Below are 16,138 nucleotides of genomic sequence, written 5' to 3'. Positions count from 1 at the left end.
CCGAAACAGACCGATGGCCATTTACGGCAATCCATCAGCTGATCGGGTGCGCCTCCTCGGTGGAGACGTGGGTCGCTTAACCCGAGTACTTGCTAAGCGCTTGACGGCCAGTTCGGTTCCTGTACTCCAAAATAGCCGCACGGAGAATTTACTGATCAGATGGAGTGAATTAGCCAGTATTATAAGGCAAAAAATCAGAAAGACAGAGCAATTTGTTCGATTCCGGCAAAAATGGTCACCCCCTCCCGCAATGAGCGGCGACCTCAAAACTGACTGATAACATCAATCAGTACTGTCCAGAACCTTTTCCGCCTCGCGCTTTAATTCGTCGGAACGCTTCTTTGCTTGCACCCTTACACTATCCGCCTCGGCGTCGAACTTTTCCGCTGTAACATCGGCTTTCCTCTCCACATTGATCGCTTCGGCTTTCAACGCGGCAGCATCGGCTTCGGCCGACTTACGAGCCGCATTGGCGGCTTTGTCCCGCACCTCTCCCGCCCGTTCCGCGGGGCCTGACCCAGTATATTCGACACCGGAAGCTGCCGCCGCTGTTTCGTCCTGCTTTTCTCCCGCTTGCTCGTTCGGGCCATCACACGCGGCCAGCGCGAAAACAGAAAGAACGAGAGGAAAAAAGGGTTTCATGGACGTTACTCCTGTCTTTACTGACTCAACGTTAAGTCTCGCGATAAGTGCCCGGCTCGAAAGTTCGCACGGCTTTTGGCGAGATCAACGATGACGACGCTCAGGTAAAAATGCGCAACGGGGTTGTGCCAAGCAGCGGGACTTCCGGTCTGGAAGAAGTTCTGCGCCCCGTTCCCGCCCGAGCCATCGGGTTCGGCTGCGACATGTTGACGCTGGCGACTTCCCAAGATGCGTTCGAAAGCATAAAACCATTCAAGAGCAACGATGGGGCCGGATCGATTTTCTTGCGGACTGGCTACTGAACATGACCGGGGACCGGTATCAAACTGCGGACGCCTGCGTGTCTATATAAAGATAGCTTGGGTCGAATTGCCCTCTCACCACTAATTCCGCCGGGTCGGTGATTTCCACAAGCGATGATCTGAACACGCAAAGCCGCTCCTCCCGCAACTGACGAAGCACGCGGTTCACATGAACATTGGTCAGCCCGCAGATCTCCGACAAGTCGGTCTGCGTCAGCGGGAGCGCAAAGCGCCGGCCGTCGCTGAGTCCTGCGGCGACGAGACGCATGTTGGTTTCGCAAAGAAAATGCGCGACCCGGCCGACCGCATCCAGCCGGCCCAGCCGAAACAGCCATGCGCGGTGTATCGCGGCATCGATCAGCGTCGCGAACCACAGCTTTCGGCCCAGAGCCGGACTTTGCAAGATGATCGCATCCAGCTGGCTATGGGGCACGACCGCGACCTTGGCGGACGTCATCGTGGCCACGTCATGGTCCAGAGTCTGCAAGGGATAGGCGTGAAGGTCCACGAAGTCGCCGGGAACATGGATTGCCACCAATTGCCGCAAACCATTGCGATCATCGATGTAGCGCGACATGATGCCTTCGATCAGCAGCATGCTGTGCCGCAGCGGCGTACCGGCTCTAACGATTACCTGCCTTGCTTCCAATGCGCGCACCTCGACGATCCCCGCTTCCAGCCTTTCGCGTTCGCGGAGGGACAAATTGATGCCCGTTTTCTCCCTGAGAAAGCGGTCGGTAAGCAGACGGGAATTCCTTTCATGTCCGGCAAGAGGCAGACCTCACTAGGCGTAAATCCGCAGGCGCACGGACGTTGCAGAACAAGCCGCCGGAAAACGTACTGACGTAAGTTAATTCTGCGCTCCGCCCGGCAACCCGGCGCTCCATCGGCATGTTTAGGGGAGACTGAGACCCAAGGCATGCGACCGTCATTCCGACGTTTTGTCCACCTTGCATTCCATTTACAAAAGGATAGCCAGATGGCTAGGACGCCCGATAAAGCGCCTTCCGTAGCAGCGAATAATGCCACGCCGAGCGACTTCGCTCCGGTCGACGTGGGAGGCGAATCTCCGCAAAAGGCGCCCGCGATACCGGCGGACGCTGACATATCCTTCACTTTTGCCGAAGTGCAGGCGCCCGGCGGCGATACGCACCAGGTTGCCGGGGGGGAGCTCGAAACACTCACCACTCAGCAGGGTATTCCCGTCGCGGACGACCAGAACAGCCTCAAGCAGGGTCCGCGCGGCCCCACGTTGCTGGAGGATTTGCATTTCCGCGAGAAGATGTTTCACTTCGACCATGAGCGCATTCCCGAGCGCGTGGTCCATGCGCGCGGATACGGAGCGCACGGCTTCTTCGAACTGACCGACAGCCTGGCGGATGTCAGCCGCGCCGACATCTTCCAGCGCGTGGGAGAGCGCACGCCGGCCTTCGTTAGGTTCTCGACGGTCGCGGGGTCCAAGGGATCCCCGGACCTTGCCCGCGACGTGCGCGGCTTCGCGGTCAAGCTCTACACCCAGGAGGGTAACTGGGATCTCGTCGGCAACAATATCCCGGTGTTCTTTATCCAGGATGCGATCAAGTTCCCCGATCTGATCCATGCCGCCAAGCCCGAGCCGGACCGCGACTTTCCGCAGGCCCAGACCGCCCATGACAATTTCTGGGACTTCGTCAGCCTGACCCCAGAAAGCTTCCACATGATCATGTGGACAATGTCCGACCGCGCGATCCCGCGTTCGCTGCGCACGATGGAAGGCTTCGGGGTGCATACCTTCCGACTGGTTGATGTCGAAGGCAGGTCAACGTTCGTGAAGTTCCACTGGAAGCCGAAACAGGGTCTCCAGTCGGTCGCCTGGAATGAGGCGGTCAAGATCAACGGCGCCGATCCCGACTTCCACCGCCGCGACTTGTGGGATGCGATCAATTCCGGCGACTTCCCCGAATGGGAACTCGGGGTCCAACTGTTCGACGACGCCTTCGCCGACAGCTTCGATTTCGACGTGCTGGATGCGACCAAGCTCATTCCCGAGGAACTCGTGCCGATCCGCATCGTGGGCCGCCTTGTGCTCGACCGCGTGGTCGACAACTTCTTCGCCGAGACGGAACAGGTTGCCTTCTGCACCCAGAATGTTCCACCCGGCATCGACTTCTCCAACGATCCGCTGCTTCAGGGCCGCAATTTCTCCTACCTCGATACCCAGCTCAAGCGGCTTGGCGGTCCGAATTTCACGCATATCCCGATCAATGCGCCCAAGTGTCCGATGGCCCACTTCCAGCAGGACGGGCACATGGCCATGCGCAACCCCAAAGGCCGCGTGAACTACGAGCCGAACAGCTGGGGGCCCACGGAAGGCGGTCCGCGCGAAGATCCGGTACGCGGCTTCACCAGCTTTGCGGAAGTGGCCGACGGCCCCAAGCAGCGGGTTCGGTCCGAGAGCTTTGCCGATCACTACAGCCAGGCCCGGCAGTTCTTCGTCAGCCAGACGCCCATCGAACAGAAACACATCGGCGATGCGCTGGTTTTCGAGCTGTCGAAAGTGGAGCGTCCGGACATCCGTTCGCGCACCGTCTCGCACTTACTGAACATCGATGCCGGGCTGGCTGCCACCGTTGCAGGCGGGCTTGGCCTGGCGCTTCCCGATGCGGCCATCACGGCGCGGGCGCCGATCACCGATCTTCCCCCATCCGACAAGCTCAGTATCGCAAAGAACGGCCCCGACAGCTTCAAGGGCTGCAAGCTCGGCATCCTGCTCAGCAACGGAGCAGATGCCGAAATCTTCGCCGCCTTGCTGGAGGCCGTGGAAACCGAGGGCGCCGTCTACGAAGTGATCGCGCCCAAGATCGCCGGCGTCACCCTGTCGGACGGGACGAGCGTTGCCGCGAAGCACAAAATCGACGGCGGGCCTTCGGTGCTGTTCGACGCGGTTGCTGTGGTCGTATCCGACGAGGGCGCCGAATTGCTGTCGCTCGACGCGGCAGCGAGAGACTTCGTCACCGATGCCTTCGCCCATTGCAAGTTCATCGGACTTACCGACGAGGCTGAGGAAATCTTCGACAGGGCCGGCATCTTCGAGGATCTCGACGAAGCCTGCATTCCGCTGGAAACCGGCGCGGATGCCGAAACCTTCCTGACGGCCTGCCGCGCGCTTCGCCACTGGCCGCGCGAACTGGAGGTCGATCTGGATGCACGGCTCGCTGACTGACCGCGCGATGTCTTCCACCCGCTATCCCGGAGCCGATGCCCCTTCGTCTCTGGGCGACGGGCGGGAACGGCGACTGCGGATCGGCATCATTGCCCACCTGCTCCACCCCATTGCAGAGCCTTTCGCCGGTGGGCTTGAGATGCACACGCACCTCCTCGCGCGGGCGCTGCGCGAACGCGGCCATGCCGTAACGGTTTTCGCCTCCTCCCACTCGGAAAGCCGACTGGGCCTTGAAGCGATCTGCACGGAGACCGCGCTGGCCTCCGTCGGCACAACGGAAGCGACCAACGTAGCGTTCTTCAAGGAGCACCACGCCTACCTCAGCTTGATGAATGGGCTACGGCACCGCGATTTCGATGTGATCCACAACAACTCGCTCCATTATCTGCCGGTGACCCTGGCGGATTCGCTCCCCATGCCGATGGTGACGACCTTGCACACCCCGCCCTTCTGCTGGCTGGAAAGCGGCGTGCGGCTCTGTTCGGCGCGAAACCATGCCTTCGTCGCCGTCTCGCAGTCGGTCGCCGCGCTCTGGGAACATGTCGCCAAGGCCGACGAAATCATCCTAAACGGCATCGACCTGAACAATTTCGCGTTCCGCCGCCATGCGGACGAGACAGGCTATCTCGTCTGGTACGGGCGGATCGTGCCGGAAAAGGGCCTGCATTTCGCCATCGACGCGGCGCGCCGTATCGGCCTGCCGCTGCGCATTGCCGGACCGATCCTCGACCAGGACTATTTCCGCACCCGCATCGCCCCGCAACTGGGTCTCGATGCCGTCCATGTCGGCCATCTCGCGCATAGCGACCTGGCTGGGCTGGTCGGCGGAGCACGGGCATTCCTCTGCACGCCGATGTGGGACGAACCCTACGGCCTGGTGGTAGCCGAAGCGCTGGCCTGCGGTGTCCCGGTGGCCGCCTTCGCGCGCGGCGCCACCCCGGAGATTCTCGATCCCAGCTGCGGCGTGCTGGCGATGCCGGACGATGTCGCCTCGCTCGCTGCCGCCGGACGTGCCGCCCTCACCCTAGACCGGCGCGACTGCCGCAAGCGCGCCGAGCACATATGCGATGCCCGGCGGATGGTGGACGGTTACGAGGCGCTCTATCGGCGCCGGATCGCCATGGGACGCGCCAATGCACGGCCCGCGTCATCGGAGGCCCTCGCGGAAGCTGCGGTTAGCCCGCCGCTGGATAACAGCATACATGCCTGAGGACCGCCTCGACTTGTGCGTCTGCGTTCCGGCCCGCGACGAGGCGGACCGACTGCCGGTACTCCTGGACGCCCTGGCGGCACAGAACTGGAACGCGCCGATCATCGTCGCGGTCGCCGTCAACAATTCGACCGACGACAGTATCGCCGTGCTGGAACAGGCCCGGCATCGCCATGCCGGACGGCTGTTGATCCATGCCGAAGAGGCGACTTTCCCCCCGGCCCGTGCCCACGCCGGCGTTGCCCGTCGGATGGCGATGGCCATGGGCCTCGCCCTGCTGACGGCACCCGAAAGCGGTGTCCTGGTCAGCACCGACGCGGATACCCGGCCGCCGTCCGAATGGCTCGCCAACATAGCCCGCGCCATTGCGCGTGGAGCCGATCTGGTCGGCGGCCGGATCGCCATCGAACCGGCCGAACCTTTGCCGCCGGGCGTGTTGGTCCTGCGCCGGGCCTGGGAGCGATACTGGCAGGCCGTGCGCGCCATCGAGGACGACCTCGACCCGGTGCCGTGGGATCCGGCGCCGCGCCACGGCGATCATACCGGCGCCTCGCTGGCAATCGGGGCGGAACTTTACATTCGCTGCGGCGGAGTGCCGCCGCTCGCTTCGGGCGAGGACCGCGCGCTGGTGACGGCCGCGCTGGCGAAAGGCGGACGGCTCGCCCATCCCGCCGATGTCTTCACTTTCGTCTCCCCCCGCCGCGAAGGCCGGGCAGATGCCGGCATGGCTCTGGCCATGCAGGATCTGTTCGACCTTGCCGCGCGCGGCGAGCCGCCCCGCGCGCCTGCATTCTCGCACTGGCGCGAGCGGGCGATGTGGCGGCAACGCCTGCGGGCCAGTCCGGAAGGCGCGGCCCTGATCGCGCAGACGGAACCGCAATTGCCGCCGATGCCGCATGACATGACCCTGGAGTTGGTTTCGTGACCTTTCGCCCGATCGGCTACTATGTCCATCACCACGGCGCCGGGCACCGTGCCCGCGCCGCCGCCATTGCCGCCGCTTCTGGACGGCCCGTCGTGCTGCTGGGCACGGGCATCGGTGACGCGGGCATCGATCTGCCGGACGACCGCCCGCCCTCCCTCCGCTTCGACGGATCGGATCAGGCGCCTTGCCGCCCCGCCGCGCTCCACTACGCACCGCTCGATCATGCCGGCATCCGCGGCCGCGTGGCGCGCATTGCCGGCTGGATCGCGCAGGAGCGCCCCTCGCTGATGGTCGTGGACGTCTCGGTCGAAGTGGCAATGCTGGCGCGGCTCGCCTCGGTCCCGACGATCTGCGTCCGCCTCAATGGCGAGCGCGGCGATACCGCCCATCTCGAGGCGTTCCGGGGAGCGACGGCTCTGCTGGCGCCCTTTTCTCGCTTGCTGGAAGCGCCCGGCACGCCCGATTGGGTGCGCGAGAAGACCAGCTATTTCCCCGGCATCACCGCCGCGCCTGCCCGCGATGCCCCGATGGCGCACCGCGTGCTGGCCGTCTTCGGACGTGGGGGAGTGCCCGGCGACGGGACGCGGATTGCCGCCGCGGCCCGCGCATGTCCCGCATGCGAATGGCGCGTGATCGGCCCGGCCCATGTCCCCGCGAATGTCCCACCGAACCTGACTTTCGCCGGATGGAGCGATATACCCGAGCGGGAGATCGCCCAGGCCGCGATCGTCGTGGGCGCGGGCGGAGATGGTCTGGTCGGCGCGGTGATGGCAGCCGGGCGACCCTTTATCTGCATTCCCGAAAGCCGCCCTTTCGGGGAGCAGCAGGCCACAGCCACGGGCCTCGCCGCAGTGCAGGCCGCGCTTGTCCTGCCCGCATGGCCCGTCGCAGAATGCTGGCCGAACCTCATCGAACAGGCCCTGCGCCTTCCGCCCGAAGCGCAAAGCGCCCTGCACGATATAGCCGGTGCGCGAAAGGCCGCATCCTGGCTGGCCGAACTGGCCGCTCCTTGCCTTGAGCACGCCGCGTAATGGCATCCACCCTAGCCGCCTCCGATCGGCAAGCACCGCCGGTGCGAGCGGCCGCCATAGCGCCGCGCCTTGCGGATCTTGGTGCCCGCTACGATGCGGCGCCGGTCTTTCCGGCGGACAGCATGCGCTGCCTCGCCTCGGCAGGACTACACCGCGATTTCGCTTCGATCGCCAGCGGCGGCACCGGTTTCGCCGACGCAGCGACCCGGCACCACGCACTGCTGAACGTCTTACGAATCGTTGGGCGCGCCGACCTCAGTCTGGGCCGTCTCTACGAAGGCCATGTGAATGCCCTCGCCTTGTTCGAATGGTATGGCTCTCCCGCGCAGGCGACCCGCCTGGAAAGCGAATTGGAGCAAGGGGCATTCTACGGCGTCTGGGCCACGGAACCGCCCCCCGGCGTGGCACTCGTCATCGATAGCCAAAGTGTGCACCGGCTGAGCGGCGCCAAGTCCTTCGCAAGCGGCGCTGGAGGGCTGGCCGCAGCCGTGATCACGGCGCAGCCGCCCGAAGGCTCACGGCAGATGGTGATCGTGCCCGCCAACGACCCGGACCGCGCCGACCTTTCGGGATGGCGCGTTCGCGGCATGCGGGCCACCAACAGCGGGCTTTACAATCTGACGGGCATCCCCATCGAGGAGATCGACCTGCTGGGCCTGCCCGGCGACTACGACCGCGACCCGCGCTTCACCACCGGAGCCTGGCGTTTCACCGCCGTGCAGCTTGGCGGTATCGAGGCATTGCTTACCGAGACCCGGCTCGCCATGTCCGAGGCCGCGCGACGCGACCCGCTGCAACGCGCAAGGTTCGCAGACGGCGTAGCCGCTGCCCGCACCGCTTATCTCTGGGTCCGCGAATGCGCGATGCGCGCGGCTCGGGACGACAGGGACGGCCCGGCCTTCGCCCGCATGACCCGCGGCGTGGTCGAGCGCGCCGCGCTCGACGTGATGGAACTGTCCGCTCGGATCGTCGGCACCCGCAGCGCCATGGACGGGGGCCGGATCGATAAGATCACCCGCGACCTCGCCCTCTACCTTCGCCAGGCCGGCCCGGATCACGCCCGCGACCAGGCGGCGCTGGCCTGGCTCGATCGCGATGCCTGGGGCGACGGTGACGGCTTATGGTGACGTTCTCGCTCGCCGACCGGCCCTGGCGCAACTTGCGCTGGCTCGTTCTCGCTCCGCACCCCGACGACGAAACCCTGGGGGCCGGCGCTTTGATCAGCCAGACCGCAGCCAGCGGCCATTTCGCAGCGCTCGTCTATCTCACCGACGGATCGGGATCGCATGCCGATAGCGCCGGTCTTGCGGCACTGCGGAAACGGGAAGCCGCTGCGGCTCTTTGTCTGCTGACAAGCAGCCGCGGTTCCCGGCCCATTCACCTCGGCTGGAAAGATGCCGCACCCGCGGCGCCCGAAAGCAGAACCTTCGCCCGCACGGCCTCGGTGCTCGGTGCCTTATGCCGCCGCCTGCGGGTCGATGCCATCGCCGTGACCGCCCGGCACGAACCCCACTGCGATCATGCCGCTGCCGCCAGCATCGCCTATGCCGTGCGTGCCACCGCAAAACGCAGGCTGATCGTGGCGGAGTACTGCGTTTGGGCCGAGGTTCCGCAGGGGCGCGATTACCGAAAGCTCGGCACGCGGTCGATGCTCGCCGGAAAACGCCGACAGGCCCTGCGCGCGCATCGCAGCCAACTCACAGCTTTTCGAGGTCCGGGCTTTCGCCTGCCCCCAGATCGCCGGCGAATGCCTGCCGCCGACACCCTGTTCCTGCGGAGATTCCCATGATCCGGCCATCCGCCAGCATTACTCCCGAGTATTTCGAAGAGATGTTCCGACAGACCGAAGACCCGTGGGACCTGGAAACAAGCACCTATGAGCGTGAGAAATATGCGCATACAATAGGCGTTCTTGGGAACCGGACTTACGAGAACGCTTTAGAGCTCGGCTGCGCCAAGGGCGTCCTCACGCAGATGCTGGCACCCCATTTCGACAAGCTGCTGGCCGTCGATGTCAGCCCGACTGCGCTGCGCGCGGCAAGGGCGCGCTGCGCGGCTATCGGCCATGTGTCCTTTGCCAGGATGGCGTTCCCCGGACTGGCACCAGCCCCCTCGTTCGATCTCGTGGTGCTATCCGAAGTCGCCTACTACTGGTCCGACCCCGACTTGCAGGAGGCGGCCCGGTGGCTGGGCTCGCATGTAACCCCGAACGGAGAAGTGCTGCTGGTTCACTGGACCGGCGCAACCGACTATCCTCAAAGCGGGGACGAGGCCGTTCTCAAACTACGGACCATGTTGGGCACGCGGGTCGAGGTTCTCGCGGCGGATCGCATGCCGCACTATCGGCTCGATCTATGGCGCCTGCTGCCATGACGATTAGCGTCCTGACCCTAGTCAAGGACCGGCCAGCGCATCTGGCGCAACTGGTCGAAGGGCTGCGCCGCAGCGCGGCCAGGCCGGACGAGCTGGTCGTCGTGGACATGGGGAGTGCCCGCCCGGTCGCCGTGGACGACGTGCCCTTTTCGGTGCGAATCCTGCGCCTTGCCCAGACAGGTCTTCCCCTGGCAGCCGCGCGCAATGCGGCGGCGCGAGAAGCAGGCGGAGAAGTGCTGCTCTTTCTCGACGTCGACTGTATTCCCATGCGGGGTCTGGTCGGGGCCATGGCGGAAGTGGTTGGAGCGCACGACGCGCTGGTATGCGCGCAAGTGCGCTATCTCGGGCCGGATGACGCACGGGAAGAGTGGCAGGAGGCCGATCTGCTGTCGCGTTCGTCGGGACATGCGGCGCGCAGTTTTCCCGCCAGCGGACTGCGTGCGGTGCATGACGCGGGATTATTCTGGTCGCTGGTGTTCGGCATACGGCGCGACACTTTCCATGACCTCGGCGGTTTCGACGAGGCTTTCACGGGCTATGGCGCGGAAGATACCGATTTCGGATTTCGCGCAAGAGAGACGGGCCTACCGCTGCTGTTCATGGGAGGACCCGGAGCTTTCCACCAGTTCCACGATACGTTCGAGCCGCCGTTCCAGCATTTCGCAGATATCGTGCGCAACGCGCGTATATTCCGGGAAAAGTGGGGGCAATGGCCGATGGAGGGCTGGCTCTCCGCCTTCCACCGCGCGGGATTGATCGCCTGGACCGAGGACCGGATCGTGGTCCACAGAGCGCCTACGGTCACCGAACTCGCGTCAGCCCGCGTGCTCGCGGCACTCTCCTAAAGAGAAGGGCTGGCCTAAAGAGCGGATGAGGTGAATAGCTCCCGCTCACGGCATCTAAGTACCAAGATGGGTTTGCTGTCATGCAACCCGAGCAAAGGAGCCACCCGCCATGGAGATTAGCACGATCGGCCTGGATTTGGCCAAGAACGTCTTTCAGGTTCACGGTATCAGCGCGACCGGTGAGGTCGTCATTCGCAAGGCGCTGCGGCGATCACAGATGCTGCCGTTCTTCGCGAAACTGCCAGCGTGCTTGGTAGGCGCTGAGGCCTGCGGAACGTCGCATCACTGGGCGCGCGAGCTCACCAAGCGGAGGCATGAGGCCGGCGGCGTACGTGAAGCCGTATGTGAAGCGCGGCAAGAACGATGCCGCCGATGCGGAAGCGATCTGCGAAGCGGTCACACGTCAGACGATGCGGTTCGTGCCGATCAAGTCGCACGAACAACAGGCGGCTCTGTCGCTGCACCGCGTGCGCAACCTTCTGATCAAACAGCGCACCCAGCTGGTCAACATAATGCGCAGCGTACTCGCCGAACTGGGGGTCGCCATCCCGGTCGGGATCAGCAAGGCGCTGCAGATCGCGCGCGAGGTCGTGGACGGGGAATCGAAGCTCGACTTGCCTGTTGAAGCAGAGAACGTCATCGCCATGCAGGCAGGGCAACTGCCTCCAGCTTCATGCCCAGTTGCGCAAGCTCGATCTGCGGCTCGCCGCTCTGCAGCGGAGTGACGACAGGGCCCGGCGCTTGGCGACGATCCCTGGTATCGGGCCGATCGGCGCCACCGCGCTTGCCGCGTCTGTGACCGACCCGAGCCAGTTCTCTTCTGGGCGCCAGTTCGCCGCCTGGCTGGGATTGACCCTGCGGCAGAGTTCGAGTGGCGGCAAGGAGCGCTTGGGGCGCACTGCTAAGATGGGTAATAAACATCGGTGGCAGCTCTTGGTTATCGGTGCAACCGCGCTGGTCCGATACGCCAAGCAAAAGCCTGACACGGTCGATCCTCGCTTTGTCGCGCTGCTCGCCAGAAAGCCAGTGCGCGTCGTCTCGGTCGCCATCGCTAACAAGACGGCGCGGATCGCATGGGCGCTCATGCCGCGTGGCGGCGTCTTCGAAAGCGGGCATGCGCCTGTGCTGGCGATGGCATAGATCATAGAGCTTGGCTGAGGAGATCAGCTTCACGAGGTTGTGAGAGCGAAGGATGTGATGGCGAAACCGGTCGGACCGGGAACAAGGACAACCTAAGGTCAGTCATAGGCGTAAGAGCCTGCAAAGCCGATAAGACCTTGTTCGCGGACAACATCAGGGCCAGCAGTCTGCACCGACTGCATCAACAGGCCGGACAGACGACTGCCCCCTACCCGACGCCAGATCATCACTTTATGCTTGCAACGCGGGAGCCATCCACAGAAGAGCGGACTGGCGGCCACGCCGCCAGCCCTTCTCCTCAAAAAGTTGGCATTCAACGTTTCATCGAATGCTTGATGTCGCGCATCTCATCGTGGCCCGCCTTGACCGAGGCGTAGCACGTCTCGATCAACTGACGCACTCCAGGCGAGAGTTCGCGGTCTTCTAGAGCATCTTCGAACTTCGCCTTGATATGATCCTCGCCCGCTTCGACTTCGTTGACAATCGCCTTGTCGTCATGACCGGTCATTGACGCCTTGAGATTGAGGAACATGCGGTGCGCTCCGGCAAGAACAGTGCCGTCGTCTTGCGCATTGCCGCCCAGACGGACAACTTCCTGCTGAAGTCGCGAGGCAACTTCTCGGCGTTCGGAAGCGCGGCTGGTGAACAATGATCCGAAGCGACCGGTTTCACTGTCCTTCGCCGCCTCGGTATAACCGTCCACACTGTCGATTGTGGTCGCAATCAAGGAGTTGAGCGTCGAGATATCGTGGGAAGTCTCAGGCATTTTCATTCCAATCAAATTGGTCGGAACGACTATCGTCCGGACTGTGGCAAAACGCCGACGCCGGTAAAAAGAAGCAGCCATCGACCAAAAATTAACCTGGGTCAGTGCGATTTCGTGTTCCCCATTGAAATTCCGGCTCGGGCTCTGGCTAGGCACGGAGAATCTCTTCAACCCTCTCCATCAAGCTAAGCGGCTTCCAGGGTTTGCGAATGAATTGTCCAGGCTGCAGCAAGGCTTCGATGCTCGGACAATGATCGCCGGATGTCAGCAGGAGCCGTACCAACGGCCAACGCCAGTGCACGAGTTCAGCCAATTCGAGCCCGTCCATTGTCCCACCCATGTCGATGTCCGAGAACATCAGGCCGATATCTTCTTTATTATTAAGAAGATTTAGCGCTTCAGCGGCACTTCCGGCCTCGACAACTTTGAACCCAGCCTCGGTAAAGATGTCTGCGGCCAGCATTCGCATCAGAGCGTCGTCTTCAACAACCAGCACCGTCATTCCGAAATAGTCACCATGCACGAGCGCTCTCCTGCCGGGGAGCCGCCCGGTAACTAATCAATGCCGCTCCTGCGAAGAAGTTCTCGGCAGCGGAGAATTTACCTGGCCGTGTTCATTAGTGGCATGGTGAAAGTGAAACGGGTTTCGCCGTCGTCCGAGCGCACCGCGAGCATGCCGCCATGCGCACGGGCAATCTCGGATGCGATATGCAATCCGAGACCTAATCCTTGTCCGCGACCGGTGCCGCGCTGAAAGGGCTGAAACAACCGTGCCATGGTGTCCTCCGCGATGGGTTTTCCGCTGTTGGCGACTTCAATTGTCAGGTTTCCATCCACCGTTCTTGCCTCCAGCCTGACCGGGGTGCCCGGGAGACCATGCGTCAAAGCATTTCCGAGCAAGTTCGAAACCAATTGTCCGATGCGGAGGCGGTCGCAGTCGACCGGTTCATCAAGAAAATAGAGGACATCGACCTGCCGTTCCGGTGCAATTGAGCGCAGTTCCTCGACCACTTGGCGTAGCACCGTCTCCAGGGGTTCGCGTGCATCGCGCGACAACGTAATGCCTCCGCCCAGGCGACCTCGGGCGAAATCCATGACATTGTCGATCAGCCCGAAAGCCCGCACGGCGCTGCCCTCCATCAAGCGCAGTACCATGCGCCCGCGTTCGCTCAGTTCTTCCTTATCGAGCATACGAATACCGCTGACGATTGAAGCCACCGGATTGCGCAGATCATGTCCGAGCACGGCGATAAACTGTTCGCGCAAATCCGAGTCTGCATGCGCTGCTTTAACTTCGGCCTGAGCTTCGTTGCGCTCGCGTAGCAAGTTGCGTTCGTAAGCGCGTCGTTCGGTAGCGACGAATACCGTCAACCGAATGAACCCGATCCGCCCATCCCCATCCCGGCGTTCGATCGCGTCGACCAGGCTGGGGAGGATGCGACCATCGGCGGCGACGATGTCCAGTGCGACTTGGCTGAAGCTGCCCTGCATACGCAATATCGGCGCGAATTGAGTCTCGTAGAAAGTCCTGCATGCGGTTGATAGAAGTTCGGAAAAGCGTTTTCCCACCAGATTGTCGGCAGCAATCCCGATCCAGCCGGCAAAGGTACCGTTCGCCCGGGTGATGCGACCGTTCCGATCCGTCGAAAGGTATCCGCAAGGCGCGGTCTCGAAAAGGTCCTCGAAATCAAGCTCTACGCCCGATCCTGGCGCTTCGAGAAGCGGGTTCTCAGACAAAGGCCCTGATCGCCTCGACCGTCGCGCGAGATTCCGGTTCGAAGCGCAGCGCGAAATAACCCCATCTGTCCTGGTCACAGCCGGACCCATGCGCGGACATCACCGTCCATTCTGGGCTGACGTCTCTCAGAACGTTAAGCTGGCGCAAAACCTTGGTTTCGCTACGGCCTTCCGGTAAGCTACCGGCTGCTTGCGGGAATGAAGAACTTGACGACATGGTATGGGTACCCAGTGTCCAATGCATGAGGTGTGCGGATCACTTTGCTCCGGACATCATCGAACCGGTTCTACCAGAACATTCCAACCTTTCCTAATTCGGAACGGCGTTCCTGATTCCATGGACAGCCTGCCAGCCGGACCGCCGTGGAATTCCGACTGCGAATATCCGCTATCAGAACAGAAGCCTCTTGGCGTGGGTAGACAGATCGAGTGAAGAACGCGCGCTCGCTAGACATCTCCTACCGCTGAAGAGGGCCATTTTGCCGCCTCAACCCTGAGCCGCTCATCATTCTTCAACCCACGTTGGATATCTCACCGTCCAGCAGGTGCAGACCGTTGGAGCGGCCAGAGAGTTCGAAAAAACCAACCCTTGCCCGGAGCGTCTACCGGGGAAAGCTGCTGTTGAAGCTGAATGACTAGCTCCCGGATCGAGCCGGCATTCGTCACCGCCAAGAAGAACTCCCAGTCGGCGTACTGAACCGCCCCCAGAATGCCGGAGGCCAGTTTTCTTAAAGTAGGCAGCTAGCGGGACGTCGTCCAGCATAGCGTAGTAACGTTGCTCGGCTTCGACCGGCGGAATGTTTCCAATCGGCTCCAGCAGGCGCCTGTTATTGAACATGGGGTAATCGCGGTGCGATTCGGCCCCGCCATCCTGCTTTGGTTGCGAGGTGATTGCTCCCCGATAAGATGGAAAAACGGGCTCTCGATTGGCACCGGGCCCAAACATCGGATGGAGAGCAACCATGGAGCAGTATATCGGCTTGGACGTTTCACTGAAAGACACTGCGATTTCAACCCGGCAGGGCGGGTCTCGGATTTGGCGGGGCAAATGCCCGTCAGATCCGGCGTTGCTGGCAGAGATTATTCGTAAGCGGGCTCCATTTGCAAAGCGCGTAGTCTTCGAGACCGGCCCCCTCTCGACATGGTTCTATCACGCGCTGACGTCAGCAGGTGTGCCGGCGATCTGCATCGAAGCACGCCACGCGCACAAGATTCCGAGCGAAACGCTGAACAAGACCGACGCCAATGACGCTGATGGCCTGGCGCAGTTGGCCGAGGCAGGCTTTTACAAGGCCGTTCGCGTGAAGAGCTTCGAGGCCATGCTGGACCGCACATTGATCGGCGTCCGCAAGCAGGTCGCCGGCATGTCAATCCAGCTCAGCAACTAAATCCGTGGGGTCATGAAGACATTCGGCCTTATCGTGCCCAAGAGCAAAGGGCGGGTCTTCGAAGGGCACGTCAAGGAATTGCTTACCGGGAATGACAGCCTGGCAAGGATCATACTGCCACTGCTCGATGCCTGGCGTGACATCCGCAAGCATGCGGCCAATCTTGACCACCAGTTGCTGGCAGCAGCCCGCAATAGCAGGGCAACGCGGCTATTGATGACGATCCCGGGGTATAGCCTGATGCCTTGGGGACTTTGCGCGTGGCGGTGAGCGACATGGCCGCCCAAAGCGAGCTTGACGCCGCTGGCAGGTCGGCCATCGTGAGCGGGTTCAACAAGGAGGGACGACATGTGCGATACCGGCCTGACGGATTCGGCCACAATTCTCGCCGGCACCTTTGCCCTCACGTCGCTCTGCCACCACCTTGTGGAGAACGGAGCACTGACTGCTGAACAGTTTGAGCTCATTCGCCATGATCACCTTCATCAGTTCGATGCACTGCTCGGCCGGATCCAGCTCTCGCCCGCTGCGGCACGACACCTCGACCAACGACGAGCGGATATCGCAAGGATGTGGG

At 62.6% G+C, this 16,138-nt stretch carries 17 protein-coding genes and 1 pseudogene; 13 read left to right on the top strand and 5 right to left on the bottom strand.

Going from position 1 to position 16,138, the window contains the following annotated elements:
• Positions 1–282: 282 nt before the first annotated feature.
• A complete protein-coding gene (locus tag V7066_RS26495) occupies positions 283–642 on the bottom strand; it encodes a hypothetical protein (protein WP_334185917.1) in 360 nt (119 codons plus the stop codon).
• 47 nt (positions 643–689) lie between these two features.
• On the opposite strand from V7066_RS26495, the gene V7066_RS26490 reads away from it, so the two are divergent.
• Entirely contained in the window at positions 690–944 is a 255-nt protein-coding gene (locus V7066_RS26490; RefSeq protein ID WP_334185916.1) for a hypothetical protein, read from the top strand.
• Positions 945–963: 19 nt separating this feature from the next.
• Here V7066_RS26490 and V7066_RS26485 read toward each other — a convergent pair whose 3' ends face one another.
• A complete protein-coding gene (locus tag V7066_RS26485) occupies positions 964–1,689 on the bottom strand; it encodes a Crp/Fnr family transcriptional regulator (RefSeq protein WP_334185934.1) in 726 nt (241 codons plus the stop codon).
• 234 nt (positions 1,690–1,923) lie between these two features.
• On the opposite strand from V7066_RS26485, the gene V7066_RS26480 reads away from it, so the two are divergent.
• The 9 genes and pseudogenes from V7066_RS26480 to V7066_RS26440 all read left to right on the top strand — a co-directional run bounded on the left by V7066_RS26480 (position 1,924) and on the right by V7066_RS26440 (position 11,670).
• Positions 1,924–4,146: a catalase gene (locus V7066_RS26480; protein ID WP_334185915.1), complete on the top strand. Its 2,223-nt coding sequence runs from the start codon at positions 1,924–1,926 to the stop codon at positions 4,144–4,146.
• A 73-nt stretch (positions 4,147–4,219) separates the two neighbouring features.
• Positions 4,220–5,356 (top strand): glycosyltransferase, encoded by a 1,137-nt coding sequence (locus V7066_RS26475; RefSeq protein WP_334185933.1) that lies wholly within the window; start codon positions 4,220–4,222, stop codon positions 5,354–5,356.
• Positions 5,349–6,281 carry a glycosyltransferase gene (locus V7066_RS26470; protein WP_334185914.1) on the top strand — a complete coding sequence of 311 codons (933 nt, stop codon included), beginning with the start codon at positions 5,349–5,351 and terminating at the stop codon, positions 6,279–6,281. Before V7066_RS26475 ends, V7066_RS26470 begins: the two co-directional genes overlap by 8 nt.
• Complete coding sequence (locus tag V7066_RS26465; RefSeq protein WP_334185913.1) at positions 6,278–7,312, top strand: glycosyltransferase; 1,035 nt, start codon at positions 6,278–6,280, stop codon at positions 7,310–7,312. The genes V7066_RS26470 and V7066_RS26465 overlap by 4 nt, the downstream gene beginning before the upstream one ends.
• Positions 7,312–8,439 (top strand): acyl-CoA dehydrogenase family protein, encoded by a 1,128-nt coding sequence (locus tag V7066_RS26460; protein ID WP_334185912.1) that lies wholly within the window; start codon positions 7,312–7,314, stop codon positions 8,437–8,439. Before V7066_RS26465 ends, V7066_RS26460 begins: the two co-directional genes overlap by 1 nt.
• The gene (locus V7066_RS26455) at positions 8,433–9,101 is read left to right on the top strand and encodes a PIG-L deacetylase family protein (protein WP_334185911.1); all 669 of its coding nucleotides are present in this window, start codon (positions 8,433–8,435) and stop codon (positions 9,099–9,101) included. The genes V7066_RS26460 and V7066_RS26455 overlap by 7 nt, the downstream gene beginning before the upstream one ends.
• The gene (locus tag V7066_RS26450; RefSeq protein WP_334185910.1) at positions 9,098–9,685 is read left to right on the top strand and encodes an SAM-dependent methyltransferase; all 588 of its coding nucleotides are present in this window, start codon (positions 9,098–9,100) and stop codon (positions 9,683–9,685) included. The genes V7066_RS26455 and V7066_RS26450 overlap by 4 nt, the downstream gene beginning before the upstream one ends.
• Complete coding sequence (locus V7066_RS26445) at positions 9,682–10,530, top strand: glycosyltransferase family 2 protein (protein ID WP_334185909.1); 849 nt, start codon at positions 9,682–9,684, stop codon at positions 10,528–10,530. Before V7066_RS26450 ends, V7066_RS26445 begins: the two co-directional genes overlap by 4 nt.
• Before the next feature lie 109 nt (positions 10,531–10,639).
• Positions 10,640–11,670, top strand: a pseudogene (locus V7066_RS26440) (IS110 family transposase).
• A gap of 313 nt (positions 11,671–11,983) precedes the next feature.
• On the opposite strand, the gene V7066_RS26435 reads toward V7066_RS26440, so the two are convergent.
• From V7066_RS26435 to V7066_RS26425, 3 genes are all read right to left on the bottom strand, one after another.
• Positions 11,984–12,592: a PA2169 family four-helix-bundle protein gene (locus tag V7066_RS26435; protein ID WP_334185908.1), complete on the bottom strand. Its 609-nt coding sequence runs from the start codon at positions 12,590–12,592 to the stop codon at positions 11,984–11,986.
• Positions 12,585–12,959, bottom strand: a complete 375-nt coding sequence (locus V7066_RS26430) for a response regulator (protein ID WP_334185907.1) — start codon at positions 12,957–12,959, stop codon at positions 12,585–12,587. The genes V7066_RS26435 and V7066_RS26430 overlap by 8 nt, the downstream gene beginning before the upstream one ends.
• A 77-nt stretch (positions 12,960–13,036) precedes the next feature.
• Entirely contained in the window at positions 13,037–14,173 is a 1,137-nt protein-coding gene (locus tag V7066_RS26425) for a PAS domain-containing sensor histidine kinase (RefSeq protein WP_334185906.1), read from the bottom strand.
• Between the two features lie 962 nt (positions 14,174–15,135).
• On the opposite strand from V7066_RS26425, the gene V7066_RS26420 reads away from it, so the two are divergent.
• The 3 genes from V7066_RS26420 to V7066_RS26410 form a co-directional block, all read left to right on the top strand.
• A complete protein-coding gene (locus V7066_RS26420; protein ID WP_334185905.1) occupies positions 15,136–15,561 on the top strand; it encodes an IS110 family transposase in 426 nt (141 codons plus the stop codon).
• Positions 15,562–15,573: 12 nt separating this feature from the next.
• Entirely contained in the window at positions 15,574–15,831 is a 258-nt protein-coding gene (locus V7066_RS26415; protein ID WP_334185904.1) for a hypothetical protein, read from the top strand.
• 78 nt (positions 15,832–15,909) lie between these two features.
• A partial coding sequence (locus V7066_RS26410) for a hypothetical protein (protein WP_334185903.1) occupies positions 15,910–16,138 on the top strand: 229 nt, incomplete at its 3' end.

Origin of the sequence: Novosphingobium sp., from assembly GCF_036820275.1 — a bacterium.
Lineage (GTDB): Bacteria > Pseudomonadota > Alphaproteobacteria > Sphingomonadales > Sphingomonadaceae > Novosphingobium.
The sequence above is the reverse complement of the archived record's forward strand: the minus strand, read 5'-3'. Positions and strand labels throughout refer to the sequence as shown.